Source organism: Paraburkholderia sp. 22098 (assembly GCF_052045935.1).
Classification (GTDB): domain Bacteria; phylum Pseudomonadota; class Gammaproteobacteria; order Burkholderiales; family Burkholderiaceae; genus Paraburkholderia; species Paraburkholderia caledonica.
This window is the reverse complement of record NZ_JBQEPV010000025.1, coordinates 1-19,967: the sequence shown is the minus strand read 5'-3', so window position 1 is coordinate 19,967 and position 19,967 is coordinate 1. Positions and strand designations below refer to the sequence as shown.

The 19,967-nt window shown below is 58.6% G+C and carries 12 protein-coding genes and 2 pseudogenes; 6 read left to right on the top strand and 8 right to left on the bottom strand.

The window, feature by feature from the left end:
* Positions 1 to 59: 59 nt before the first annotated feature.
* Both ACTJLB_RS31580 and ACTJLB_RS31575 read right to left on the bottom strand, forming a co-directional pair.
* Positions 60 to 1,304, bottom strand: a complete 1,245-nt coding sequence (locus ACTJLB_RS31580) for a hypothetical protein (protein ID WP_408192949.1) — start codon at positions 1,302 to 1,304, stop codon at positions 60 to 62.
* A gap of 88 nt (positions 1,305 to 1,392) precedes the next feature.
* On the bottom strand, positions 1,393 to 3,645 hold the full coding sequence (locus ACTJLB_RS31575; RefSeq protein ID WP_440785589.1) for a polysaccharide biosynthesis tyrosine autokinase: 2,253 nt from the start codon (positions 3,643 to 3,645) through the stop codon (positions 1,393 to 1,395).
* Positions 3,646 to 4,247: 602 nt separating this feature from the next.
* Here ACTJLB_RS31575 and ACTJLB_RS31570 point away from each other — a divergent pair.
* From ACTJLB_RS31570 to ACTJLB_RS31555, 4 genes are all read left to right on the top strand, one after another.
* Positions 4,248 to 5,177, top strand: a complete 930-nt coding sequence (locus ACTJLB_RS31570) for a polysaccharide deacetylase family protein (RefSeq protein WP_440785588.1) — start codon at positions 4,248 to 4,250, stop codon at positions 5,175 to 5,177.
* 234 nt (positions 5,178 to 5,411) lie between these two features.
* Entirely contained in the window at positions 5,412 to 7,079 is a 1,668-nt protein-coding gene (locus ACTJLB_RS31565; RefSeq protein ID WP_440785587.1) for a NosD domain-containing protein, read from the top strand.
* 367 nt (positions 7,080 to 7,446) lie between these two features.
* Positions 7,447 to 8,070: an SCO family protein gene (locus ACTJLB_RS31560; protein ID WP_440785586.1), complete on the top strand. Its 624-nt coding sequence runs from the start codon at positions 7,447 to 7,449 to the stop codon at positions 8,068 to 8,070.
* A gap of 25 nt (positions 8,071 to 8,095) precedes the next feature.
* Positions 8,096 to 10,054 carry an RICIN domain-containing protein gene (locus ACTJLB_RS31555; protein ID WP_440785585.1) on the top strand — a complete coding sequence of 653 codons (1,959 nt, stop codon included), beginning with the start codon at positions 8,096 to 8,098 and terminating at the stop codon, positions 10,052 to 10,054.
* Positions 10,055 to 10,562: 508 nt separating this feature from the next.
* On the opposite strand, the gene ACTJLB_RS31550 is transcribed toward ACTJLB_RS31555, so the two are convergent.
* The gene (locus tag ACTJLB_RS31550; RefSeq protein ID WP_440785584.1) at positions 10,563 to 11,198 is read right to left on the bottom strand and encodes an FMN-binding negative transcriptional regulator; all 636 of its coding nucleotides are present in this window, start codon (positions 11,196 to 11,198) and stop codon (positions 10,563 to 10,565) included.
* A 183-nt stretch (positions 11,199 to 11,381) separates the two neighbouring features.
* The gene (locus ACTJLB_RS31545; protein ID WP_204520328.1) at positions 11,382 to 12,944 is read right to left on the bottom strand and encodes a hypothetical protein; all 1,563 of its coding nucleotides are present in this window, start codon (positions 12,942 to 12,944) and stop codon (positions 11,382 to 11,384) included.
* A gap of 1,004 nt (positions 12,945 to 13,948) precedes the next feature.
* Here ACTJLB_RS31545 and ACTJLB_RS31540 point away from each other — a divergent pair.
* Complete coding sequence (locus ACTJLB_RS31540) at positions 13,949 to 14,917, top strand: glycosyltransferase (RefSeq protein WP_440785583.1); 969 nt, start codon at positions 13,949 to 13,951, stop codon at positions 14,915 to 14,917.
* A gap of 130 nt (positions 14,918 to 15,047) precedes the next feature.
* Here the strand turns inward: ACTJLB_RS31540 and ACTJLB_RS31535 are convergent, their stop codons facing one another.
* Positions 15,048 to 16,022, bottom strand: a complete 975-nt coding sequence (locus tag ACTJLB_RS31535) for an FkbM family methyltransferase (protein ID WP_288824332.1) — start codon at positions 16,020 to 16,022, stop codon at positions 15,048 to 15,050.
* A 220-nt stretch (positions 16,023 to 16,242) separates the two neighbouring features.
* Positions 16,243 to 16,590 (bottom strand): annotated as a pseudogene (locus ACTJLB_RS31530) (methyl-accepting chemotaxis protein); the annotation flags it as partial.
* A 276-nt stretch (positions 16,591 to 16,866) separates the two neighbouring features.
* Between ACTJLB_RS31530 and ACTJLB_RS31525 the strand changes: the two are divergent.
* Positions 16,867 to 17,559, top strand: a complete 693-nt coding sequence (locus ACTJLB_RS31525) for a phosphatase PAP2 family protein (protein WP_408470103.1) — start codon at positions 16,867 to 16,869, stop codon at positions 17,557 to 17,559.
* Positions 17,560 to 17,876: 317 nt separating this feature from the next.
* Here the strand turns inward: ACTJLB_RS31525 and ACTJLB_RS31520 are convergent, their stop codons facing one another.
* Together ACTJLB_RS31520 and ACTJLB_RS31515 are read right to left on the bottom strand one after the other, a co-directional pair.
* Positions 17,877 to 19,766: a TRAP transporter large permease gene (locus tag ACTJLB_RS31520; RefSeq protein ID WP_440785582.1), complete on the bottom strand. Its 1,890-nt coding sequence runs from the start codon at positions 19,764 to 19,766 to the stop codon at positions 17,877 to 17,879.
* A pseudogene (locus ACTJLB_RS31515) lies at positions 19,763 to 19,967 on the bottom strand (TRAP transporter substrate-binding protein); the annotation flags it as partial. The gene ACTJLB_RS31520 and the pseudogene ACTJLB_RS31515, both read right to left, overlap by 4 nt.

The following is a 19,967-nucleotide window of genomic DNA, read 5'->3' as shown; positions in this document are numbered from 1 at the left end:
CGGGACTCGCGCTTCGCCCGATCAGCCCGGGTACTTTGACAATACGCACGTTCACCCCCTTAGATTGCAACCGAATCCCGCGGCTTGATGCTCATGCCGCCTTTCGCCACGTTCACCGAATAGTAGATGCCGACGCATGCCACAAGCGTTCCCGATAGGCTGAGAAGCAGAACAACCGACATAAAGTTCAGCTTGAAGACGCTCGTGAAGGCGAAAATGATAAATATGCTGACAGCGCTCATCAGTTGAATCACCAGATCGAACTTCTGCTGCTTGAAGACGATAAATACCTGCGCAAGCGAACCGAACACGGCCATCGTCAGGAAGTACGGCGAAAACAGCATGTAAACGTGCATCGACTGCTGCCAGAGGTCTCCCATCTTGAAGTTGATGATGAGCGCGAGACCGAGGTAGCCAGCCGCAATGAGCACCACGCTCAGTGGCATTAGAACCAGAGAGAACGATGTTGCCGGATTCCTTGCGCCGCGCACGTCCGTTCCTCTTTCCACCAGATCGATGAGATCCCGTCGGAACACCGCGCCGAGGCTCTGCGACAGGAGAGACGCAGGAAAATAGCCGACGCGATAGGCAAGAGCAAACACGCCCGCGTCGTGGGGCGCGAAAGCGAGTGGCATGAGGATCGCGATTGAATAGATCACGACCGAATTGAGCGACGTTGTCGGCAGCGAGAATTTGGCGTAATCGAGTTGCAGCCGGGAGAACTTCAGGCACTCTGGCGAAAGCATCGACCGGGAGGTGAAAAGATAGCCAGCCAGCGGAACGGCGGCTGAAGCAAAAAACACGAAGCTGTACACCGCGAAAATATCCGGCCCGCTCCACGGGTGTCTGGCCACCATCATCAGCGCAACGAATGCCGCCGCAAATGCGACATTCGGAAATGCGCGTTGCACGGCGATGCTCACGTACTTGCGCTCGCTTGCCAGTGCAGACGACAGTGCCTGCTGGAGGAATACACCGCTCGCCAGCACCACTACGGTCAAATACTTCTGCTCGCCACTGACCACCGCGACGGCGGCGAGCAGCAGTGCGATCGCCATGGCGACGCAACTCGAACTCACCAGCGCGCGAACGGCAAGCGTTTTATCCGCGGCCATACAGGCCACTTCGAGCCGCAAGCCCAGAACCGAACCGGCGAAAAGGCCAATCGCATTCAACTGGCTGAAGTAACCGAGCTCGCTCGGCCCGCAGAACTTGCCAATCAGTATGACCGCAATGAAGTTCGCGGCCTGACTGAGCACAACGCCCGCGATGCTAACGACCGAATGCTTTACATTAACGATCATCTTCTATTCGGAGTTCGGTTTGACAGAGCCGTACCGGTTATGCCGCATCGGCCACACAGGCTTTCCGCGGCATGCGCTCACGCACGGGTCAACTGCCGGATTTGGAGTCGCCCGAGGCGGTCGCGTACTGATACGACAGATATCGGTTACGGCCTGCATGCGAACCCAAGCTGTAGCGATAGGCGGCGGGATGGAAGGCGTTGAAGATCACGCCTTTGACTTCCACGTTCGCATGCCTGAGTTGCTTGACGGACTCGCGTACTTCTTCGACCGACGTCGTGCCAAAGCGCGTTGCGAGGAACACAGTGCCGCAGCGGTGCGCCAATACGGCGGCATCGGATACCGCGAGGACAGGCGGAGTATCGATCAACACCATGTCGTATCTGTCGCCTACCGACTCCAGGAGGCGGGACATTGCATCGCCCATCAGAAGCTCCGCGGGGTCGGACGGTGTAGTACCGTTGGGGAGGAAGTCGAGTCCGGGCGCTACGTTACGCTGCAGGGCGTCGTCTAACGTGGCACTCTGCGTCAGAACGTCCGCGAGCCCTGGTTGCGATTCCTTGCTGAAATACTCGTTCAGATGACCCCTGCGCAAATCAGCGTCGATTAGCAGCACACGCTTGCCCGATCCGGTCATCACGGCTGCCAGGTTGGCGGACAGAAATGATTTGCCGATCTGTTCGCTCGGACCGGTGAGCAGCACGCGATTGTTTCCCGCTTCCAGCATTGAAAGCTGCAGCACAATGCGCAGACTGCGTAGACTCTCGACAGATGGATCTCCCGGAGAATGCGTGGCGAGCAACAGCAACCCCTCGTTCCGTTTTGGCGATTCATGCTCGAGCGCTGCTTGCGTGCGCGAAACCGGCACGGTCGCATAGACAGTCAAACCAGTTTCCTGCTCGATGTCCTGAGGATTTGTCACGCCGCCGCGCAGTATGTGGCGCATGAAGGTCACCACTATTCCCAGGACGAGGCCGAGTGCTGCGGAACCTGCGATCAGCAGCGGCTTATTAGGCTTGATCGGCTCCTTCGGTACGACGGATCGGTCGAGTAGTCGCACGGTGCCGACTTTGCCTGCCCGCACGAGTTTCAACTGCTGCATGTTGTTGAGCATGCCGACGTAGAGATCGTTATTGACGCGCACATCGCGCATCAGGCGCAACGACTCCTGTTCCAGTTCCGGCAGTGACGTCATTCGCTGCGAAACAGCGGCCTCTTTGGCGCTCAAGGCCGCAAGCTGTTGATCGACGGCACGAACCGACGGGTGCTCACTCGTGAAAAGTGCGGTGAGTTCGGAGCGTTTCTGCTTCAGCGCCAGTGCACTAGCCTGTAACTCGATGCTTTCGCGCAGATAGGTCTTGCCTTCCTCGCTGATGTCGAATGTGCCGCGCTTCATTCGCAACGCGTTGTAGCTGCGCTCGGAATCTTCAAGTTCGCTTTTCAGTTGGGGGAGTAAGTCGCTGAGAAATGCGAGCGATTTTTCGGCCTCCGCTGCCTTGCGCGCGATGTTTGCCGCGACGTACTCGTCGCCGATGTTGTTCAGGATCTTCGCGGTCAGCTGCCGGTCGGTGCCTGTCAGCGACGCGCCAATAATGCCGCTCTGCTTGCCTTTTTCAACGATGAACAGCTTGTCTTGCAGGTTCTCCAGCGTCTTCAGTCGCGAGTTCCTCACCAGCAGCAATTCCGTGCCGGGATTCGCATTGAGTGCCTGCACGCGCAGCGTTATCTTTCCCGTGCTCTCGTTGGAAACGATCGTCTCGCCGACACGTCCGTAGATCGGCGCGTCAAGCTGCTTCTGTTCGACAACATAGCGGCCTCCGCCGAGCGAGGTCAGCTTGAAGTCGTCGCCTTCGAGATCTTCTGGAACATCGAACGTCCCTACGTTGATCGATTCGCTGCCCCACGCATAGCCGCCAGCTCCGAGCAAGCCGGGCTGCGACAGGCCTTTGTTCCAACGCGCAATCCAATTGCCGATCAGTGGAAAGCGCTTCGGCTCCGCGCTTATGTAGAGTTTGAGATTGTCGACCGCATTTCCTACCACCATGCGCGAGCGCAGTACCTCGATCTGAGCGGTGGTTTCTGTTTTGACGTCGAAAAGGCTTGATACGTCGCCAAGCAGACTCTTGGTATTGGTGGGGCTCTCCTGTTCTACCTGCAGGAGAATATCGGACTGGTAAACGGGCGGTGCGAGAAGACTGTAGGCCACGCCCATTGCAAGCACCATGCTCGCGATTGCCAGAACGAGCCACCGGTTCGCCAGGACTACGTCAAGGTAACGGACCAGATCAACGTCATTCTGGCGGGAGCCGGCAGCCTGCGATTTTGGAGAAAACTCGTTCATAAGGAGCCCATCATCGAAGAGGTTTAACCGACCACCCGCACACATGGATGTGCAGGTGCTGATGCCAGCAAAGTTACGTTGCCGCACGCTATTCGTCTGCGTATCGGCGTGAAGCGTCGCGGCCCATACTTTCCGCCCGAGTTGCGAGCGTCGTTCGAACCCCTGAATATGCCGACGAAAGTCTTTCCATCGCTTCAATGGAAGAGGGCGGCAAACAAGGCTCATACATTGTCGGAATGCTGCGACTCGTCAGACGCCGATCGTGCCTGAATGAAGCCGGGTCGCGTGTAGAACGGTGTGAAGGTGGACTAGCGCGTAATGCGCACCAGTCAGCACTGCCAAAGTCTGGGGTGCCATTTTCGACGCGTATGTTCGCGAGCGCACAACCTGAGCGGGATCATTTGCGCTGCATAGGCGCAGCACCACTGTGCATAAGATATGAATATGCGCTTTGTCGGCGACGGTATTCGCGAAAAGTAAAACCGTTAGAGGTGAATGCAGGCAAGCAGCGTCTTTGTGGTTAACCGCACGTTCGGGCCTTATTGGGAACGGTATAAGGAAGCGCTCAACCCGTGCTGTATCTCGTGACTTGAAGAGGCGACATGAAACCGAAGCGACTAATGCGCACGATTTTTACGCACGCCATTCTTCTCAGCGGCTTACCAGCGCTCACACGCTTTCTACTGTGGCGAGACCGGGTTGCGGTACTTCTTTATCACGATCCCGATCCAGCCACGCTTGATTCACACCTTGCGTATTTGAAGCAGTATTGCGACTTTGTTCCGATGTCCGAAGTGAATGCGCCTGGAAAAGGTCGCCAGCGCGCGGCGCTCACATTCGACGATGGCCATGTTGGAAACGCTGCGCTGTTGCCGATTTTCATCAAGCATGGCGTTCGTCCTACTATTTATATTTGCAGCAGCGTCGTGGCACATGAGCGCACTCACTGGTGGCTCACGCCGGGCGCCCAGCATGCGGGCGTCAAGCGTCTGATCAAGCTTCCAAACGCGCAAAGGCTCGAAGAGCTGGCGCGGTACGGGTTTCAGCAAAATGCACGCAGCGACGAAGCTCCGGTCAGCGGACTCAGCGAAGACCAGATACAAGCGATGCTGCCGTACGTGGATTTTCAGTCCCACACGCGTTTTCACCCGACGCTCACACGCCTCGACGATCAGGAGTGCATCGAGGAACTCGCGCAATCGAAGCGTGAGGTTGAAGAGCTTACCGGGGCACCCTGCGAACACTTCGCATATCCCTATGGCCGGTATGGGTCGCGCGAAGTGGCGATGCTAAAGGCGACCGGATACAAGAGTGGACGCACTACAGCAGTCGGTTGGAACGACGAAAAATGTGATCCGTTTCGTCTGAGCGCATTCGACATCGAAGACGATTCGTCATTGCCATGGTTTGCCGCGCAAATGACCGGAGTGCCGCTCGCGTGGCGAAGGCTCCCTTTGGGCGCGATGAAGTCGATATTGATCAGGACGTTTCACTTCGCTCGTATCGGCAAGCCGCAGACGAATGCCGGTTAATTGATCGGTAGGGGCAGTGGGTGATGTCATCATCGCATCGCGGCAGATGCTGAGGTCTTCTCGACGGCAACATTTGTACTCGAACCTGCGGGAAAAATTTTGAGCGAACAGAGGCGCAACTTCCTGACGAAGTTAACCACGACCGCAGGCGCGGCAGTGGCGGGATACTTTTCGGCTAAACCGGCAACTGCGTCGAATGCAACAAATACACGCGGGCCGAGTGGCGAAGCAAGCGTGCTGGACTTCATGTCGCCCGAAGCACGCACTGACGCACGCTCTGGCGCGCCGTCCGTCGATCACAGCGCTGCGATACAAGCGGCATTTAGCAGCGGTGCCGCAGTCGTGAATGTCCCTGGCGGGCACGTGTTCAAGGTGACGAAGCCGCTCAGGATTGAGAAGGCAATTTGTGTAGTCGGCGGCGGCGAGTTGCGATTTATAGCCGGCATCGCCAATGCAGCGGCGATCACGGTGACTGCTCAAGGCTGTGAATTCGACGGAGTCTATCTCACGAACCCGAACATGCTTCAGTCGAATAGCGGCGAGCGCAACGTCGGCATCATGTTTCGCGCGAGTCTCGGCTCCGTGACGCGCTCGACCATCCGCTATTTTCAGAACGGCATTCAGGTTGAGTCGACGGGCGAGTACCACGACTTCATCATCGCCAATAACAGGATTATTGACTGTATCGGCGCTGGTGGCGGCCCCACGCAAAAGTCCACTTATGGCGAGGATCGCGGCGACGGTATCACGGTCTGGGGTTGCGCAGCGACGATCACCGGCAATCTCGTGACAGCCAGAGCCGGTCAGGACTGCCGCATCGGGATACACATGGAAGGGCTGGCGAACTACCATGCCGACTCTTTCCCGCTGCAGGACAACATGTGCACGGTAGTGGGCAACGTCGTGCGAGGTTCGTTCCGGCGCAGCATCGTGACGGAGAACGTCAATAACTCGACCATTACGGGCAACACCTGCGAGGGCGCGAAGTGGTGGGGCATAGCTATCGTCCGATCGCTGGCGTGCTCGGTCACGGGTAACACGGTGATATTCGACCGCGCCGCAACCGACGGCACTGGGTCCGCATGGGACCCGATTCACGCAGGCATTGCCGTGTATGGCGGAGCCGTGCAGTGCGTCATATCGGGCAACACGGTCGACCTCACGCGCGGTCACGCGAGAGCCGCAATTTGCTTGATAGGCTCGGACACCGATAATGCGGTCTCAGTGGAGCAGCGGGCGACGACAAACGGCACGGCTCGTGTGACGCTGACATCCGCAAATCCTGCGGTTCAACTCGGCCAACTCATTACTGGGCCTGGCGTGCCGTCAGCAACCTTCGTTGTGAGCGTTGCTGAAACTGCGCTGGTTGCGAGCAACCCGATACGTTCCGGCTCGCCGTTATTGACTTTCATATGGCACGAGCGCGGACAAGGCACAGCTGTCACCAATAACAGTGTGCTTTGTAATGCTGCGGATGGCGCAATTGGCATTCTCGCGCTCTACCAGGATTCGCCGTCGATTCTAGGCAATAACCTGCGCTACATGGGCGCGCACGGAATCCATTGTCTGGACGTGTCCGACCCGGTAATCAACGGCAATACCGTGCTCGGTCAAGAGAGCCCGAAAAATGGCATCTATCTGGAGTCGAGCGCGACGGGGGCCGTGGTAGTGGGAAATGTTGTCGAGGGTTTTAGCGGGCCTGGAGGAAGTGGAATTGCGGCGGCAAATCGCGTTGGCGGTGTTGTGTCGGCCAATCTCGTGCGCCGTTGCGAGACGGGCATGAATCTGAACGGCTGCACCGCCATGTCGGTTACCGGGAACAGTGCAATGAGCTGTGGCACGAGTTATTCGCAGGCACGCGGTGCCGGCATGCTCCTGGCAAGCAACGCCAGTGCGGGCTGAGAAAATAACATCGCGGCACGCGAATCAATATAGATCACGGCAACGCTTCGCATTGCCGGATTCTTTCATTTGGCCGAAGTCCAGAGCCGCCGCGTGTGGACAAGTTTCACGTCACGAAGCACCAGGAAGTGTGGGGTACTAAACAAACCGTCGTCGCCGTCTTCGCATACGATCGAATGCCGTCGACGTTAATCGCTGCCTCCAAACACGTAACCGGTTCGCCGCCTCCGGAACCGAAGCAACGTAGCGATCGCCGACTCACCCGACGTGTTCATTGACTGCCGCGCCAAACGCTGTTTGCGAAGGCGAGTGTGCAGTTCTGTGAGCTTTTGCGGAGGACGACGCCTTGTTTGATCCGAAAGCTCTCATGCGCGCTGAACCTGGCGAGTCCCCGCCGGTTGAAAGATCGTCACGGCGCGTCTTCCTGCGTGATGCCGCAATGCTTGCACTCGCGGCGGCGCCTTTGTCGTCGTACGCACAGCATGGGACGTCGGGGCTCGTCACTCCGCCAGTTCGTCTGGAAGACACGCGGCTGGTCGATCAGACCGGTACAGAGCGATCGCTGAACAGCATGCTGCTAGATGGCGTCACGGCAGTTCAAACCATCTATACCGGATGTAGTTCTGTATGTCCTCTGCAAGGAGCGCTATTCAGCGGGGTGCAGCAACGGTTGGCACAAATTCGTGGACGTTATCCGGTTCGATTGCTCTCGATCGGGATCGATCCGCTGTCCGACTCACCGTCCGCGCTGCATGAGTGGCTCAAGCGTTTTCAGGCCGGGCCAGCATGGACTGCTGCGACTCCGACACTGCGAGACCTCGACGGAATGCGGATGGCACTTGCAGGTAGCCGCTTGCCGCTCGGCAACATTGCGGATCATGCAACCCAGATCTACTGCTTCGATGCAAGCGCGCGGTTGCGCTGGCGCAGCGCGGATCTTCCACGTGTAGACGAAATTTGCAATGCGCTGGGCGCATTGGGGCGCGCGTAGTTCAACGTTAACTGGAGCAGAGATCATGGCGCCAATTCCGTTTGTCAGATTCATCTGGCTCTATGCAGGCAGATGCGTGAATGCACTTTGCGTCGCCGCTATAGCGTTCGCGCTTACCACGTTTGCGACCCGCGTAGAGGCGCAAACGGTAGGTCCGATCACGCTCAGCGGTATGAATCTGTGCGCGGACGTTGACTCTGCATCGACAACGGGTGGCGCCTCGGTCATTTCCTGGGGCTGTTCGGGCGGTGCAAATCAGCAATGGCGGCCCGTACCCACCGGATCTCAGTTCCACTTCGTAAATCAGAACAGCGGCCTGTGCATGGACGTGACAGGTGAGAGCTTGAATGCTGGTGCCGCCATTATCCAGTGGGCGTGCAACGGTCAGACGAACCAGACATTTACTGCGAAGCCGCAAGGCAACGGCTACGCGATCGTCGCTGCGCACAGCGGCATGTGTCTGGCGGCGCAGAGTCTGACTGGATGGGGTCAGCAAATCCGGCAGCAGGTATGCAATGGGAGTGCTCTGCAGACGTGGCAGTTGAGCGGCCTGAACGTGAAGACGTTGCCGTCGAAGTGGTCGGCGCCCGTCGGGGTGCCGATGGTTCCCGCGGCGGCCGCCAATCTTCCCGACGGCAACGTGCTGGTGTGGTCGTCGGATATGCTTCTCGACTTTACGTCCGGTGAAATCACGCCGGGAAAGACCTACACCGCGGTCTTCAACCCGACCACGGGAACCAACAAGCAGGTGCTGGTCAGCAACACCGGGCACGATATGTTCTGCCCCGGTATCGCGAATCTGCCGGACGGCCGCTTGCTGGTGAACGGGGGATCGAGCAGCTCGAAGACGAGCATCTACACGCCTTCGACCGGTCAATGGTCGTCGAGCAACCTGATGAAGATCCCACGCGGCTATCAGGGGACCGTTACGTTGAGCAATGGGAGCGTATTCACGCTCGGTGGCTCATGGAATGGCGGCGAGGGCGGCAAAAACGGCGAAACGTGGACGTCCGGTTCGGGCTGGCAAATCAACGGCGCGATACTCGCCGACTACATATTGACCCAGGACGCGGCGGGCATATTCCGCGCCGACAATCACGCGTGGTTGTTCGCAGTGTCCAATGGACGCGTTTTCCACGCCGGCCCGAGCCAGGCCATGCACTGGTTCGACACCGCGGGTAACGGCAACGTGACCGATGCCGGCAAGCGCGCGAACGATACCGACGCGATGAATGGCAACGCGGTCATGTACGACATCGGCAAAATTCTCGCAGTTGGTGGTGCGCCAAGTTATGAGCAGTCGAATGCGACGTCGAATGCGACGCTCATCGATATCAGCACCGGCACAGCGGTTGCCACCGCGCTGCCTCCGATGAGCTATACGCGGGCATTCAGCAGCAGCGTTGTGTTGCCGAACGGGCAGGTCGTCGTGGTGGGCGGTCAAGCCTTTGCGCAGCCTTTCTCGGACGACACTGCTGTGCTGACTCCGGAGTTGTGGGACCCGGCGACGAAAGTGTTTTCGCAGCTCGCGCCGCAAGCCGTGCCGCGGACGTATCACAGCGTTGCGCTGCTGTTGGCGGATGGCCGCGTGCTGAGCGGAGGCGGGGGACTGTGCGGCGGCTGCGCGACTAACCACACGGACATTGAAATACTTACGCCGCCGTATCTACTCAATGCGGATGGATCGGCAGCGACACGGCCGACCCTCAGTAACGTGCCGGCTGATGCACAGCTCGGCACTTCCATCGCCGTGAAAGCGAGCAGTGGTGTCAAGGCATTCGCGCTCATGCGCCTGTCGTCCAACACGCATGCTGTAAATAACGAGCAGCGACGCGTGCCGTTGAGTTTCACGGTAGGTACGGCTGGTGAATTCATTCTGAAGATTCCGGCCGATCCCGGTGTTGTCGTGCCTGGCTACTACATGCTCTTTGCGTTGAACACCAACGGTGTGCCGAGCGTGTCGCGCACGCTGCGCCTGCACTGATGATTACGTCGACAACCTTGCGCCGGGCGATTCGGTTGACGATCTGCCTGGCGATACTAAGCAATGCGCATTTCGCGCATGCCGACCTGAGCTGTTCGCCGGGCGATATGGGCTGCGCGATTTTCACCGGGCAACGTGCGGCAGTAGCGCACCTGCGCGACGACAATCAATCGCTGCCGGAGTGGACCACGCGATGCGTGAATTGTCACACACGGACGGATCCATCGCCCGGCTTTGCACCGCCCCTTACTCGTGGCTACTTGCTCGATGCAAGAAGCCGCCGGGGCGGGCCGCCCAGTCGGTACGATCCCGTTGCCTTCTGTCGGGCAGTCAAAGACGGCATAGATCCGGCAAGCGTGGTGTTGCGCAAGTCCATGCCTCATTTCGAGCTATCGAGTGCCGAGTGTGCAGCGCTTTGGCGCTTTGTTACTAACCCGTAGTGCGCTGAACGCATAGCGCACATGTCGCCCACTGGCCGACATGAGGTGGACGCCGGGGCCAACATAGCTTACTGCTTATGGGGCGCGTGCTCGAGCATCGCATCGGCGATACGATGATCGCCGTTTTCCTTCAGCGCTTCGGCCGCGCCCTCGATATCGCGTGCGTCCTTATTCTGGCTTAGCTTGCTTTTGCCCACGAGCCGCGTGATCTCGATCTCCAGGCCGACAATCGCTTTGAGCATGGTGTCGATATATTCGCTCGGCGCATCTCCCATTTTCCACGGACGAGGCTGGCCCGCCTCATGTGTGCGAGTCAGGCGCGCCAGGACGCCTCGCACGTATTTTTCATCGTCGCGAATCGTGATGCGGCCGTGCGCGTGCACCACCATGTAGTTCCAGGTGGGCACCTGTCTGTGCGTTTCCTGCTTGCTCGGGTACCACGTCGGCGAAATATAGGCATCGCCCGCATGGAAGACGACGAGTACTTCATCGGCGTTGGCCACGTCCTGCCACAGCCGATTGTTTCGCGCGACGTGCGCGTGCAGCACGCCGAATTCGCCTTCTTCCGGCGCTAGTTCGAACGGAATGTGATTAGCGTCCAGACCGCTCGTGCCGTGAGTGATCAGCGTGCCGAAGGGATTGTGCGCGATGAACGCATGCAGCACGTCTTTGCGCGCTTCGTTGAAATGGTCGGGTACGTACATGGCTGCTCCGGTGAGTTCTGTACGCAGTGTGCGCCAAAACTCGTGTCGCCTGTAGAGCCAGCTTCGGGCGATTTCTTCAGGCCAGAGTCTCAGCGCCGCGTGTCGGTGTCTCGTGAAAAAGAAATGGCCTCCCGCCAGAAAGCAGCGGGAGGCCATTTCGTACATCGAACTCGGGCAGGCGGATCAGCTATCTGCGTGGCCCGACGTAAAGTTCGTGAATGCGCCGTACGGCGGATTCAGCGCGGTCCCGTTGGTCATAATGCCGAACGTGTTGTTGCCGCTGTCGAGCACGTAGTACATGACGGACTGGATGTTGTGCGTCTTGCGAGCCGCATAGAACGAACCCAATTGCGACGTAATGTAACTCGCTCGATATGTTTGCGACTGCTCCGGGCCAGTGTTCCACTCGGTGATGAAGAACGGCACACCGTATCGGGCCTTGCAGTATGCAGGCAGGTTGATGCCCGGACCCGCGCCATCGGTACCGATGTTGAAAATGTCGCCATACACTTCATAGTTGTGCCATGTCGTGATGTCCCAGCGCACCTTCGGATAGCCGCCGCTGCCGTCGGGTTGCATGCCGTCCCACAGCGCGTCCGAGGCGCCGACGTCGGCGACGCAGAAGTTGATACCGCATTTCGCGCCGGGCTGCGCGGCTTTCACTCCGTCGATCATGCCGCGCATTGCGCCGCGCATGGTGGGCCAGTTTGCGTTGTTAAAGTCGAGGGCCTTCGTTCCTGCGTTCGTCGAATCGATGATGATCGCCCTGTCGCGCGTCAACTCGTTTCCGCATTCATAGAACGTCACGCCGTACGGCTTCAACGCGTTGGCGATTGTGAATGCCGGTCCATACGTAGCGTTGTACGCAGCGGATTCGCCTGCGAGCAGTCTGCCGCTGCTGTCGTAAAGACCCAGGTTGACCAGCACGAGCAGCGTCATACCCGCCGACTGGAACGCCTGTGCCAGTTTGACTACAGCATTCAATTGATTCGGATCTGCCGTGCAGCCGACGCGGTAGCTCGTGCAGCCCAAGCCCTTCAGGATCGATATGAGTTGTGTCGGCGTGTACGTGTAATCGAAGTGGCCGTTAATGCCGAAGAAGCTTCCTGCGGTCGCAGCGGTGGCAATGCGCGGATCGCTACATGGCAACCATTGGGCGGCCACCTCTGCATTCGCGTAGAACTGTCCGCTGGTGTTGCGGCAATAGATCTTGCCGCCGTACCAGAGCACCAGCGACACGTTGTAGTTGTTGCCCACAACTGCGCCGTTCCGGGAGATAACACCGTTGGTCAGCGTCCACACGGCGCCGGTCTTGTCGACAATGTTGGGAGCCGACGGCATCGTCGTGCCGTCCGGCGACGTCGTGCCTTGGCGCGGGTCACTCGTAGACTGCCACGTCGATCCAGTCCACTGGTAAAACTGTGAGCTGGTGTTCTCAACGTAGATGTTGCCGTTGAAGCACAGCGCGAGAATCACGTTGTAGTTGTTCCCGGCCTTCGCGCCATTGCGATAAGCGACGCCGCCCGAAAGAGTCCAGGTGGCGCCCGAGCCGTCGATCAGGGATGTCGCCGGCGGCATCGCGGCGCCGTTCGGCGACGTGCCTTTGGCCGTTGCGTTCGTCTTTTGCGCCGCAGAATTAGCGGTAATTGTGCCGCCTTCTTCCGCACCACCGCCGCCGCATGCGCTCAAAATAACACTACCGCTCAGTGCCGTCAGTGCGCCAATAAACTGTCGTCTTTTCAACATTTTGAATTATCCGCTATCGAAAAAACCCCGAAAAAATTTATAAATTTGATTTTGTATTTTGTTGATTACTGATCTTGAAACTAGAAAATCTTTGTTTTTATTCGCACTACTGATCGTCTATAAAATCTCAGTGCTATTTGGTGCGTCACGCCGTGCGTCTGCCGAACCGGTTTGCGCCGCTTTAATGAACGAGGCGGTTCAAACAAACGCGCACGAGCCAGTCGAAACGGCCGGGCCGATTCGCGCGTCGGGGAATCATCAACAGTGGGGTCAACCGAACTGTTTGCCGGAACCGCGGATCAGAACGGTGTCCGTGCAAACGTTTGCCGGGAAGCGAACCCGCAATCCGTAAAATTTGCGGGGTTGCTACTGCGAACGGGGTAGATCTTACCCGCAAGACTCGTCGGACAAAACGAGAAATAGCAAATTCCCGCCAGAAAGCAAGATCGTTTCCGATTTGGCGGGTTGTCCCAAATAAGTTTTACTTTCTCCTTATCGTATGGGGACTGGTCGCCCTGCATTTTTTTCGCTTTGACCCTAAGAGACGGAGGTCATATTTTCCGCTTTCATGCGCGTCAGCTTAGCTTCCCGCCGCCACACCCTCGCGTGGCAAAAACGACACGAATGCCTATGTTCAGCACTTTCGGACACGGGCGCCCGCGGCTCCTGTGAGATTGGCGCGTTCTAAGGTGATGCAACTTCGCAAAACGATTTGGCGCATGCTAAGCTGAACTTAAAGATGGAGCGTTAATTCACCCAATACTGGTTTAGGCGTTTGAATGGTGGGCATCGTAAATGTCCGGGTATTCGCCTGAGCGTGTTATTTTCGCGCGTGAAGCTTGACCGGAGATTGTCGAATGTCGCAGGTCAATGACGAAACCAGTTACGCGAATGGAAAAGACGAAGTGAAAAGACGGCCGCGAGTGTTAATGTGCCCTTTTAGAAATCCTACAAACCGCTACATCGACATTCAGAAGGATCTATATAGATCCGCCGGCTACGATGTGTTCCCGCTGTCAATCAGGGGACTGCTGAGCGGCGGGTTTGCCGATCTGTTCAAGCCGGAGAACATGCTCGTATTTCATTGGCTTGAATACCGGGCGTTCAGGCGTCAGAAAGGCACGGCACAACTTAGCGTGACCGGCTGCCTGCTACTGGCGTTCTACTGTTCATTGATGTTGATCGGGCGAGCCAAGGTCGTGTGTTTCGTACATGATCAGGCAGTGCACGATACGGTCGGCTTCAACAGGCGCCTGTCTATGCGGATCATTGCGCTCGTGCATCGTCTTGTCGATGTCCGTGTTGTACACGCGCCGGATTTTCAGGCTCGCTACCGTGCGCAGTATTTGCCTCATCCGCTCTATTGGGACGCTCCCGGCCATCCGTCAGGTACGGCGAAGCCCCGCGGCGCGGCGCCGCTTTATACGATGCTCGGCGTGATTCGTCCATATAAGCAGATCGACGCGGTACTCGACGTTTGGCCGGGCGATTGCAAACTGCACGTCGCCGGCCACGGCACCGAAGCTTATCTCGCGACGCTGAACGAAATCATCGACAGGAAATCGCTGCGAGAAGCCGTGCGCATCGATTCGAAGTTTTTGACCGACGCAGAGTTCGCGCAAGGCATTGCGCAGAGCGACGTGTTGATCTTGCCGCACGCGGCCGACTCCATGCTCGTCAGCGGCGTCTTCTTTGAAGCCATTGGTCTCGTGCCGGTTCTGATCGCACGATCGACACCTTTCATGGCGTGGGCCGCGCGGAGGTTCGACAACGTCATGCTGTTCAATGACGTAAGCGAGCTTCCTGCGATTCTGAAGTCGGTCAATGAGTCGTGGCAGACCATTGCCAGCAATGCGGCCAGGCGCAAAGCTGTCGACGAGTTCGGGTGGAACGCCTGCTCCCGGCAGTACGCGCAGTTTTTCGAGTCGGTCGTAGGGCATACGAACGCTGTCGAAAAACCGGTCACTGAGTGACGCTGCGAGCCGGTAGCGCGTTGTTAGGTTCGTTGGTACGTTCTTGGTTAGCGGAGGCCGTGTTAGTCCCGGCTGTTATCCGCTGCGGCTCTATAGCGCCAAGCGGCTCGCTTGCGGCAAGCCGCTTTTGCTATCGCGCGAGTGACGCCGTCTTTGTCGCGAAGATATCGACGTAATTGAGTGGATCGTCGCGCCATTTTGTAATTGTGCTCCGCAGGCGCGCTGCGATTGTTCGCATGGGTTCCGTCTCGGCTGGTATTCCCGCCTTTGCGTCGGTTTCTTCAACCTTGCCGTAAGTGAAGTGCTCCTCGAGAAACTGCAGCACGACGTTGGGATCGCCCCCTAACCGGGCCATATGATATGGCGACCATTCCACGAGAATCGCATCGGCTTTCGCAAGGGTCTTGCTGCCGCCAGCAAAGACATAGGGCTCCGCACCCTGTGTGTCGACTTTCGCAAACACAGGGCCGGACAACTGAATAGGAAGATCATCCAGCCTTGCGCAGCGCACTTCGATGATCTTGCGACCCACCTCGTTCTGTTTTGCCGGAAGGTTGGTTTCGAAGTGAAGGCGGTGGTCGCCCAGATTGCCGTCGGCAATCTCGAAGGGCAGTACTTCCTCGCGTTCGTGCAACGCGAGTTGGAAAGTCTCTATGTTGGGTGACGGGCAATTTTCCGCAATGTTGCGCAGAAGATTGCGGTAGTTGACCGGTTCCGGTTCGAACGCATAACACTTCACGCGCTCGTTGTGCTGCGCAATCGGTATGGTCGTCATGCCGATGTTCGCGCCGATGTCGAGATATGTTCCTCCCGAACCGGCGAAGAACAATTTCAACTTGTCGGAAAGCTCAGGCGCCCAACGCCCGGTCTCGGCGTATTTCTTTAGAATGCTCAGATCATTCGAACTGCTGACCATCGTGCCGTACTGTCCATTTGCCGAGAACCGCACAACATTGAGCTTCCGTGAGAGGCTGGACAGGTAGAGATAGCCATACTCTCTCGCGAGCGAGTTATCTTCCAGGAGGGACTTTGCCATCACATGCCGAAGCCTCAAGGGAAGCATCGAGGTTACAGCGCCAGCGGCGGAGAGAACGAGTTTCTTCATGAGAAACAGAATACAGCAACCCTATCTCCGCAGCGTTTCTACATCTCCTCGCTTTCGGCAAAGGCATCAACGAAATCGGCCAGGCCTGGTCAGCGGACGACACAACCATAAACGCAACGCCGCGCTGGTGACGCAACAGGGGACGTGGCCGCCGGACGAGCGACGCGACTTTAAATAACGGATGATCCAGCATTGTGTCGCGAACCCGCCGGCCCATGTATCAGGCGGTGCGGAAAACCGATACGGCGGTGCGCAATTGCTGCGCTTCATGTTCGAGAGAGCCGGCGGCCGCAGCCGCCTCTTCGACTAACGCGGCGTTCTGCTGCGTCACTTCGTCCATCTGCGTGATCGCCTGATTGATCTGCTCAATGCCGCGGCTCTGTTCGTGCGAGGCCGACGCAATCTCGCCCATGATGTCCGTCACCCGCTGAATCGCGATGCTGACCTTTTCCATGGTTTCCCCTGCGCTCGCGACAAGTTCGGCTCCTGCCTCGACCCGCGATCCCGATGCCTCGATGAGCACCTCGATATCTTTGGCGGCGCTCGACGATCTTTGCGCGAGACTTCGGAAGATGGGGCAATCGTGTCGGCTGCGCCTGCGTTAGCGGCGGTCGGAAGATCGATCTGACTCAACGGGCCTCTTGCGCGACGGGTATGAGCAAGAACGCCGCCAAGAACGTAAGAACGAGTGTTCGGAAGATGCCGAGACGTACGAAATTGGGAAAAGGATCGAGGGCGTCGATCGCGCAGTAAAAGTTGTCAGTGAAAGTAAGCACCAGAAATCCGGGGCATCCAACGGGCTATGCTACCCCTCGATGCGACTTCCTAAGCTTCTTACAAAATAATGAACAACATAGATTCGTCTATCGAGACATATCTGTCCAACATACACTTCAGTCATTTCGCAACGCAATCCATAGAAGCCATCGCCGATCTTTACACCTTCAAAGGGCTCGTACTCATTCCCGTGTTGTGGTGGATGTGGTTTCAGCAGGACGAACGCCGTGAATGGCGGCGAGAAATGGTTCTCGCGACGCTTCTCGGTGGCGTCGTGGCGCTTTTCCTCGGAAGACTGCTGACTCACTGGTTGCCGTTCAGAGTGCGCCCCGTCTATAGCGCCGAACTGCATCTGCATTTTGCAGGTAGCGCTATTAAGGACGCACTGCTGACAAGTTGGAGTTCCTTCCCAAGCGATCACGCGATGCTATGGATGGCGGTCGCCACCGGCATCTTCCTTGTGTGGCGGGGGATCGGTGGACTGGCGATTGCCTATACCGTGCTGTTCATTTGCGTTCCGCGCGCCTACCTGGGCTTTCACTACCCAACCGATTTGCTGGTGGGCGCCGCCGTGGGAATCGGAATTGCCTATGTCGTTACGCGAGATGCGATCCGCGTGCGCTACGCGACTCCGGCACTGCGATGGATCGAACGCTGGCCGGGGCCTTCAGCGATGCTGGCATTTATTCTGTGCCTCGAACTCGTTACGCAGTTCGACGAACTGCGCAAGCTGGCGAGCGGTGTGTTCAAACATCTATGAACCACGCACTGCGGTGCCGCGCCGGGAGCGTGCAGGCGGTGGCGCCCGAGCGAGTGGACCGCATCCAAACAGGTTCATCGACGCGACCTGCGTCGTTGTGATCGACCGGCCGCTCAGAAAGGCGGAGCAGTCGCACGAATGTCCATTTGACGGCTTTGCCTCCAACAATTGCTTGAGACAACACGGATCGCTACTCGCACGAGGGCGAGGGCGAGGGCGAGGGCGAGGGCGAGGGCGGGGGCGAGGGCGAGGGCGAAACCACACCGCCGGAACCGGCAAGTGTGGTCAGCGCTAAGCACCACATCTACTCGATAAGTTCAAAGAAAGCCGATCGAAATCCAAGGAACGAAGGCTATCGCGATCAGCCCGAGAAGCAGCATGCCGAGATAAATCCAGATGCGCTTGAGTCCCGCTTCAGGCGATACCTCACCGATGATGCACGCCGCGTAATAACACAGGCCGAAAGGCGGCGCGAACACCCCGAGTCCCATTGCGAGCACGACGACCATCGCATAGTGCACTTCGTGTATCCCCAGCTGATGTGCAACTGGAAACAACAGCGGCCCAAACAGCACGATGGCCGGAATGCCTTCCAGCACGCTACCGAGCACGATGAACGCAACGATCGATACCAGCAGGAAACCGGCAGCACCGCCCGGGACTCTCGTCATCATGTTGGCGAGGTCGTGCGAGAAACCCGACTGCGTCAACGCCCAGCCCATCCCACTCGCCGCCCCCACGATGAACAGAATGGCACCGGACAATGCCGCCGTCTGCAGCAGCATCGGCATGATGGCTTTCCACTTCAGGCCGCCGCGATAGATCAACAGGCCGATCACGAGCGAGTAGGCAATGCCGAGCGTCGATACCTCCGTCGCGGTCGCGATCCCTTCGACCACCGCGCTGCGGATCAGGAATGGAAGCAGCAGCGCCGGCAATGCGATCACGAAGGTACGGCGCACGTGCGACCAGGGTGCCCTCACCGCTCCCGCGCGGCTCTCGTCCGTTTCGTCCTCACGCCCTGCACGCCACCACGCGACGACGCCCAGCACGAAAGCAAGCACGATGGCCGGGAGGATGCCTGCGGTAAATAACGCCGCGATCGATATGCCGGTCACCGATGCGATCGCGATCAGCACTAGCGACGGTGGAATCGTTTCGCTCATCGCACCGGCCGCCGCAAGCAGCGATATCAGTTCGCCGTCCTTCATTCCGCGCTTGCGCATCTCCGGGAAAAGCACGGGCGCAACCGCCGCCATGTCGGCCGTCTTGGAGCCCGAGATCCCCGATATCAGCAGCATCGCGCCGAGCAGCACATACGACATGCCGCCCCGCACGTGCCCAAGCAGCGACGCGAGAAACGCCACCATCACGCGCGCCACGCCCGTCACATGCACGAGTTGCCCGAGCAGCACGAACATCGGCACGGCGAGCAGGATCAGCGTGCTCATGCCTTCGTCCATGCGTCCGACCACCACGCTGAGCGGTGTCGATGTGGTCGTCAGCAAAAAGGCGCTCGTCGCGAGCGAGAACGCGAAGGCGATTGGCACACCCGCCATCACCCCCGCACCGAGGAGGCCGACGAAGAACACCAGCAGCGCGCCCTGGCCCATGTGCGTCAAGGGTGCCTTGGCAAGGTAGCACCCCAACGCAATCAGCAATATCAGCACAATCGCACCGACGATGTGGCGTCGATCACGGCGCGCCAGGCGCAGCCCGCAACTCACCAGCGCCGCCGCGCAACCGAACGGAATCGCCAGTGCCCTGACCGAGCCCGACCAGCCGAGCGCCGGCGTCTCCACGAACGCCTGGTCCTGCACATAGTCGAACGCGGGATGCATGACAAGCGCGAAGAACGCGGCCGCAGCAGCGACCGCCAGCGTCTCGGCCCATGCCTGCGCGCGCGGTGTCACGTGCGATACGAAGAAGGTCAACCGCATGTGACACGAACGCTGCACCGCAAGCGCGCTGCCCAGCATCGCAAGCCAGAGGAACAAGATCGACGCGAGTTCGTCCGACCAGATCAGCGGTTGGTGAAACACTGCACGCGCAACGATGCCGATGAACAGCAGCGCCACCTCGCCCACGACCGCCGCCGCGGCGAGCACCTCGATCCCTCGCCGCAACCAGCGTTCGATGGCGGTCTCGCCGTGCGCCTCGCGCACGAATGCGGGCCCCGGCACTTCAAGATTGTGTGCCGCGCTCATGATATTTTCCCCGTCACCGCTTCGAGGGCACTCCACGGGCCACCGCCGAACTTGTCGCGCCATTGTGTATAGAAGCCGCCCTTCGAGAGCGCTGCGCGAAACGCTTCCCTGTCCGCGGGCACGAACGTTAGTCCCTTGCCGGAGAGTTGCGACTTCAGCGACGTATTCAAACGCGCGACGTCCGCGCGCTGCTCGACGCTC

Excerpts from the sequence above, each read along its gene's own strand:
- ACTJLB_RS31580 (WP_408192949.1), bottom strand. The coding sequence starts at position 1,304 with ATGATCGTTAATGTAAAGCATTCGGTCGTTAGCATCGCGGGCGTTGTG.
- ACTJLB_RS31575 (WP_440785589.1), bottom strand. The coding sequence starts at position 3,645 with ATGAACGAGTTTTCTCCAAAATCGCAGGCTGCCGGCTCCCGCCAGAAT.
- ACTJLB_RS31570 (WP_440785588.1), top strand. The coding sequence starts at position 4,248 with ATGAAACCGAAGCGACTAATGCGCACGATTTTTACGCACGCCATTCTT.
- ACTJLB_RS31560 (WP_440785586.1), top strand. The coding sequence starts at position 7,447 with ATGCGCGCTGAACCTGGCGAGTCCCCGCCGGTTGAAAGATCGTCACGG.
- ACTJLB_RS31555 (WP_440785585.1), top strand. The coding sequence starts at position 8,096 with ATGGCGCCAATTCCGTTTGTCAGATTCATCTGGCTCTATGCAGGCAGA.
- ACTJLB_RS31550 (WP_440785584.1), bottom strand. The coding sequence starts at position 11,198 with ATGTACGTACCCGACCATTTCAACGAAGCGCGCAAAGACGTGCTGCAT.
- ACTJLB_RS31545 (WP_204520328.1), bottom strand. The coding sequence starts at position 12,944 with ATGTTGAAAAGACGACAGTTTATTGGCGCACTGACGGCACTGAGCGGT.
- ACTJLB_RS31535 (WP_288824332.1), bottom strand. The coding sequence starts at position 16,022 with ATGAAGAAACTCGTTCTCTCCGCCGCTGGCGCTGTAACCTCGATGCTT.
- ACTJLB_RS31525 (WP_408470103.1), top strand. The coding sequence starts at position 16,867 with ATGAACAACATAGATTCGTCTATCGAGACATATCTGTCCAACATACAC.
- ACTJLB_RS31520 (WP_440785582.1), bottom strand. The coding sequence starts at position 19,766 with ATGAGCGCGGCACACAATCTTGAAGTGCCGGGGCCCGCATTCGTGCGC.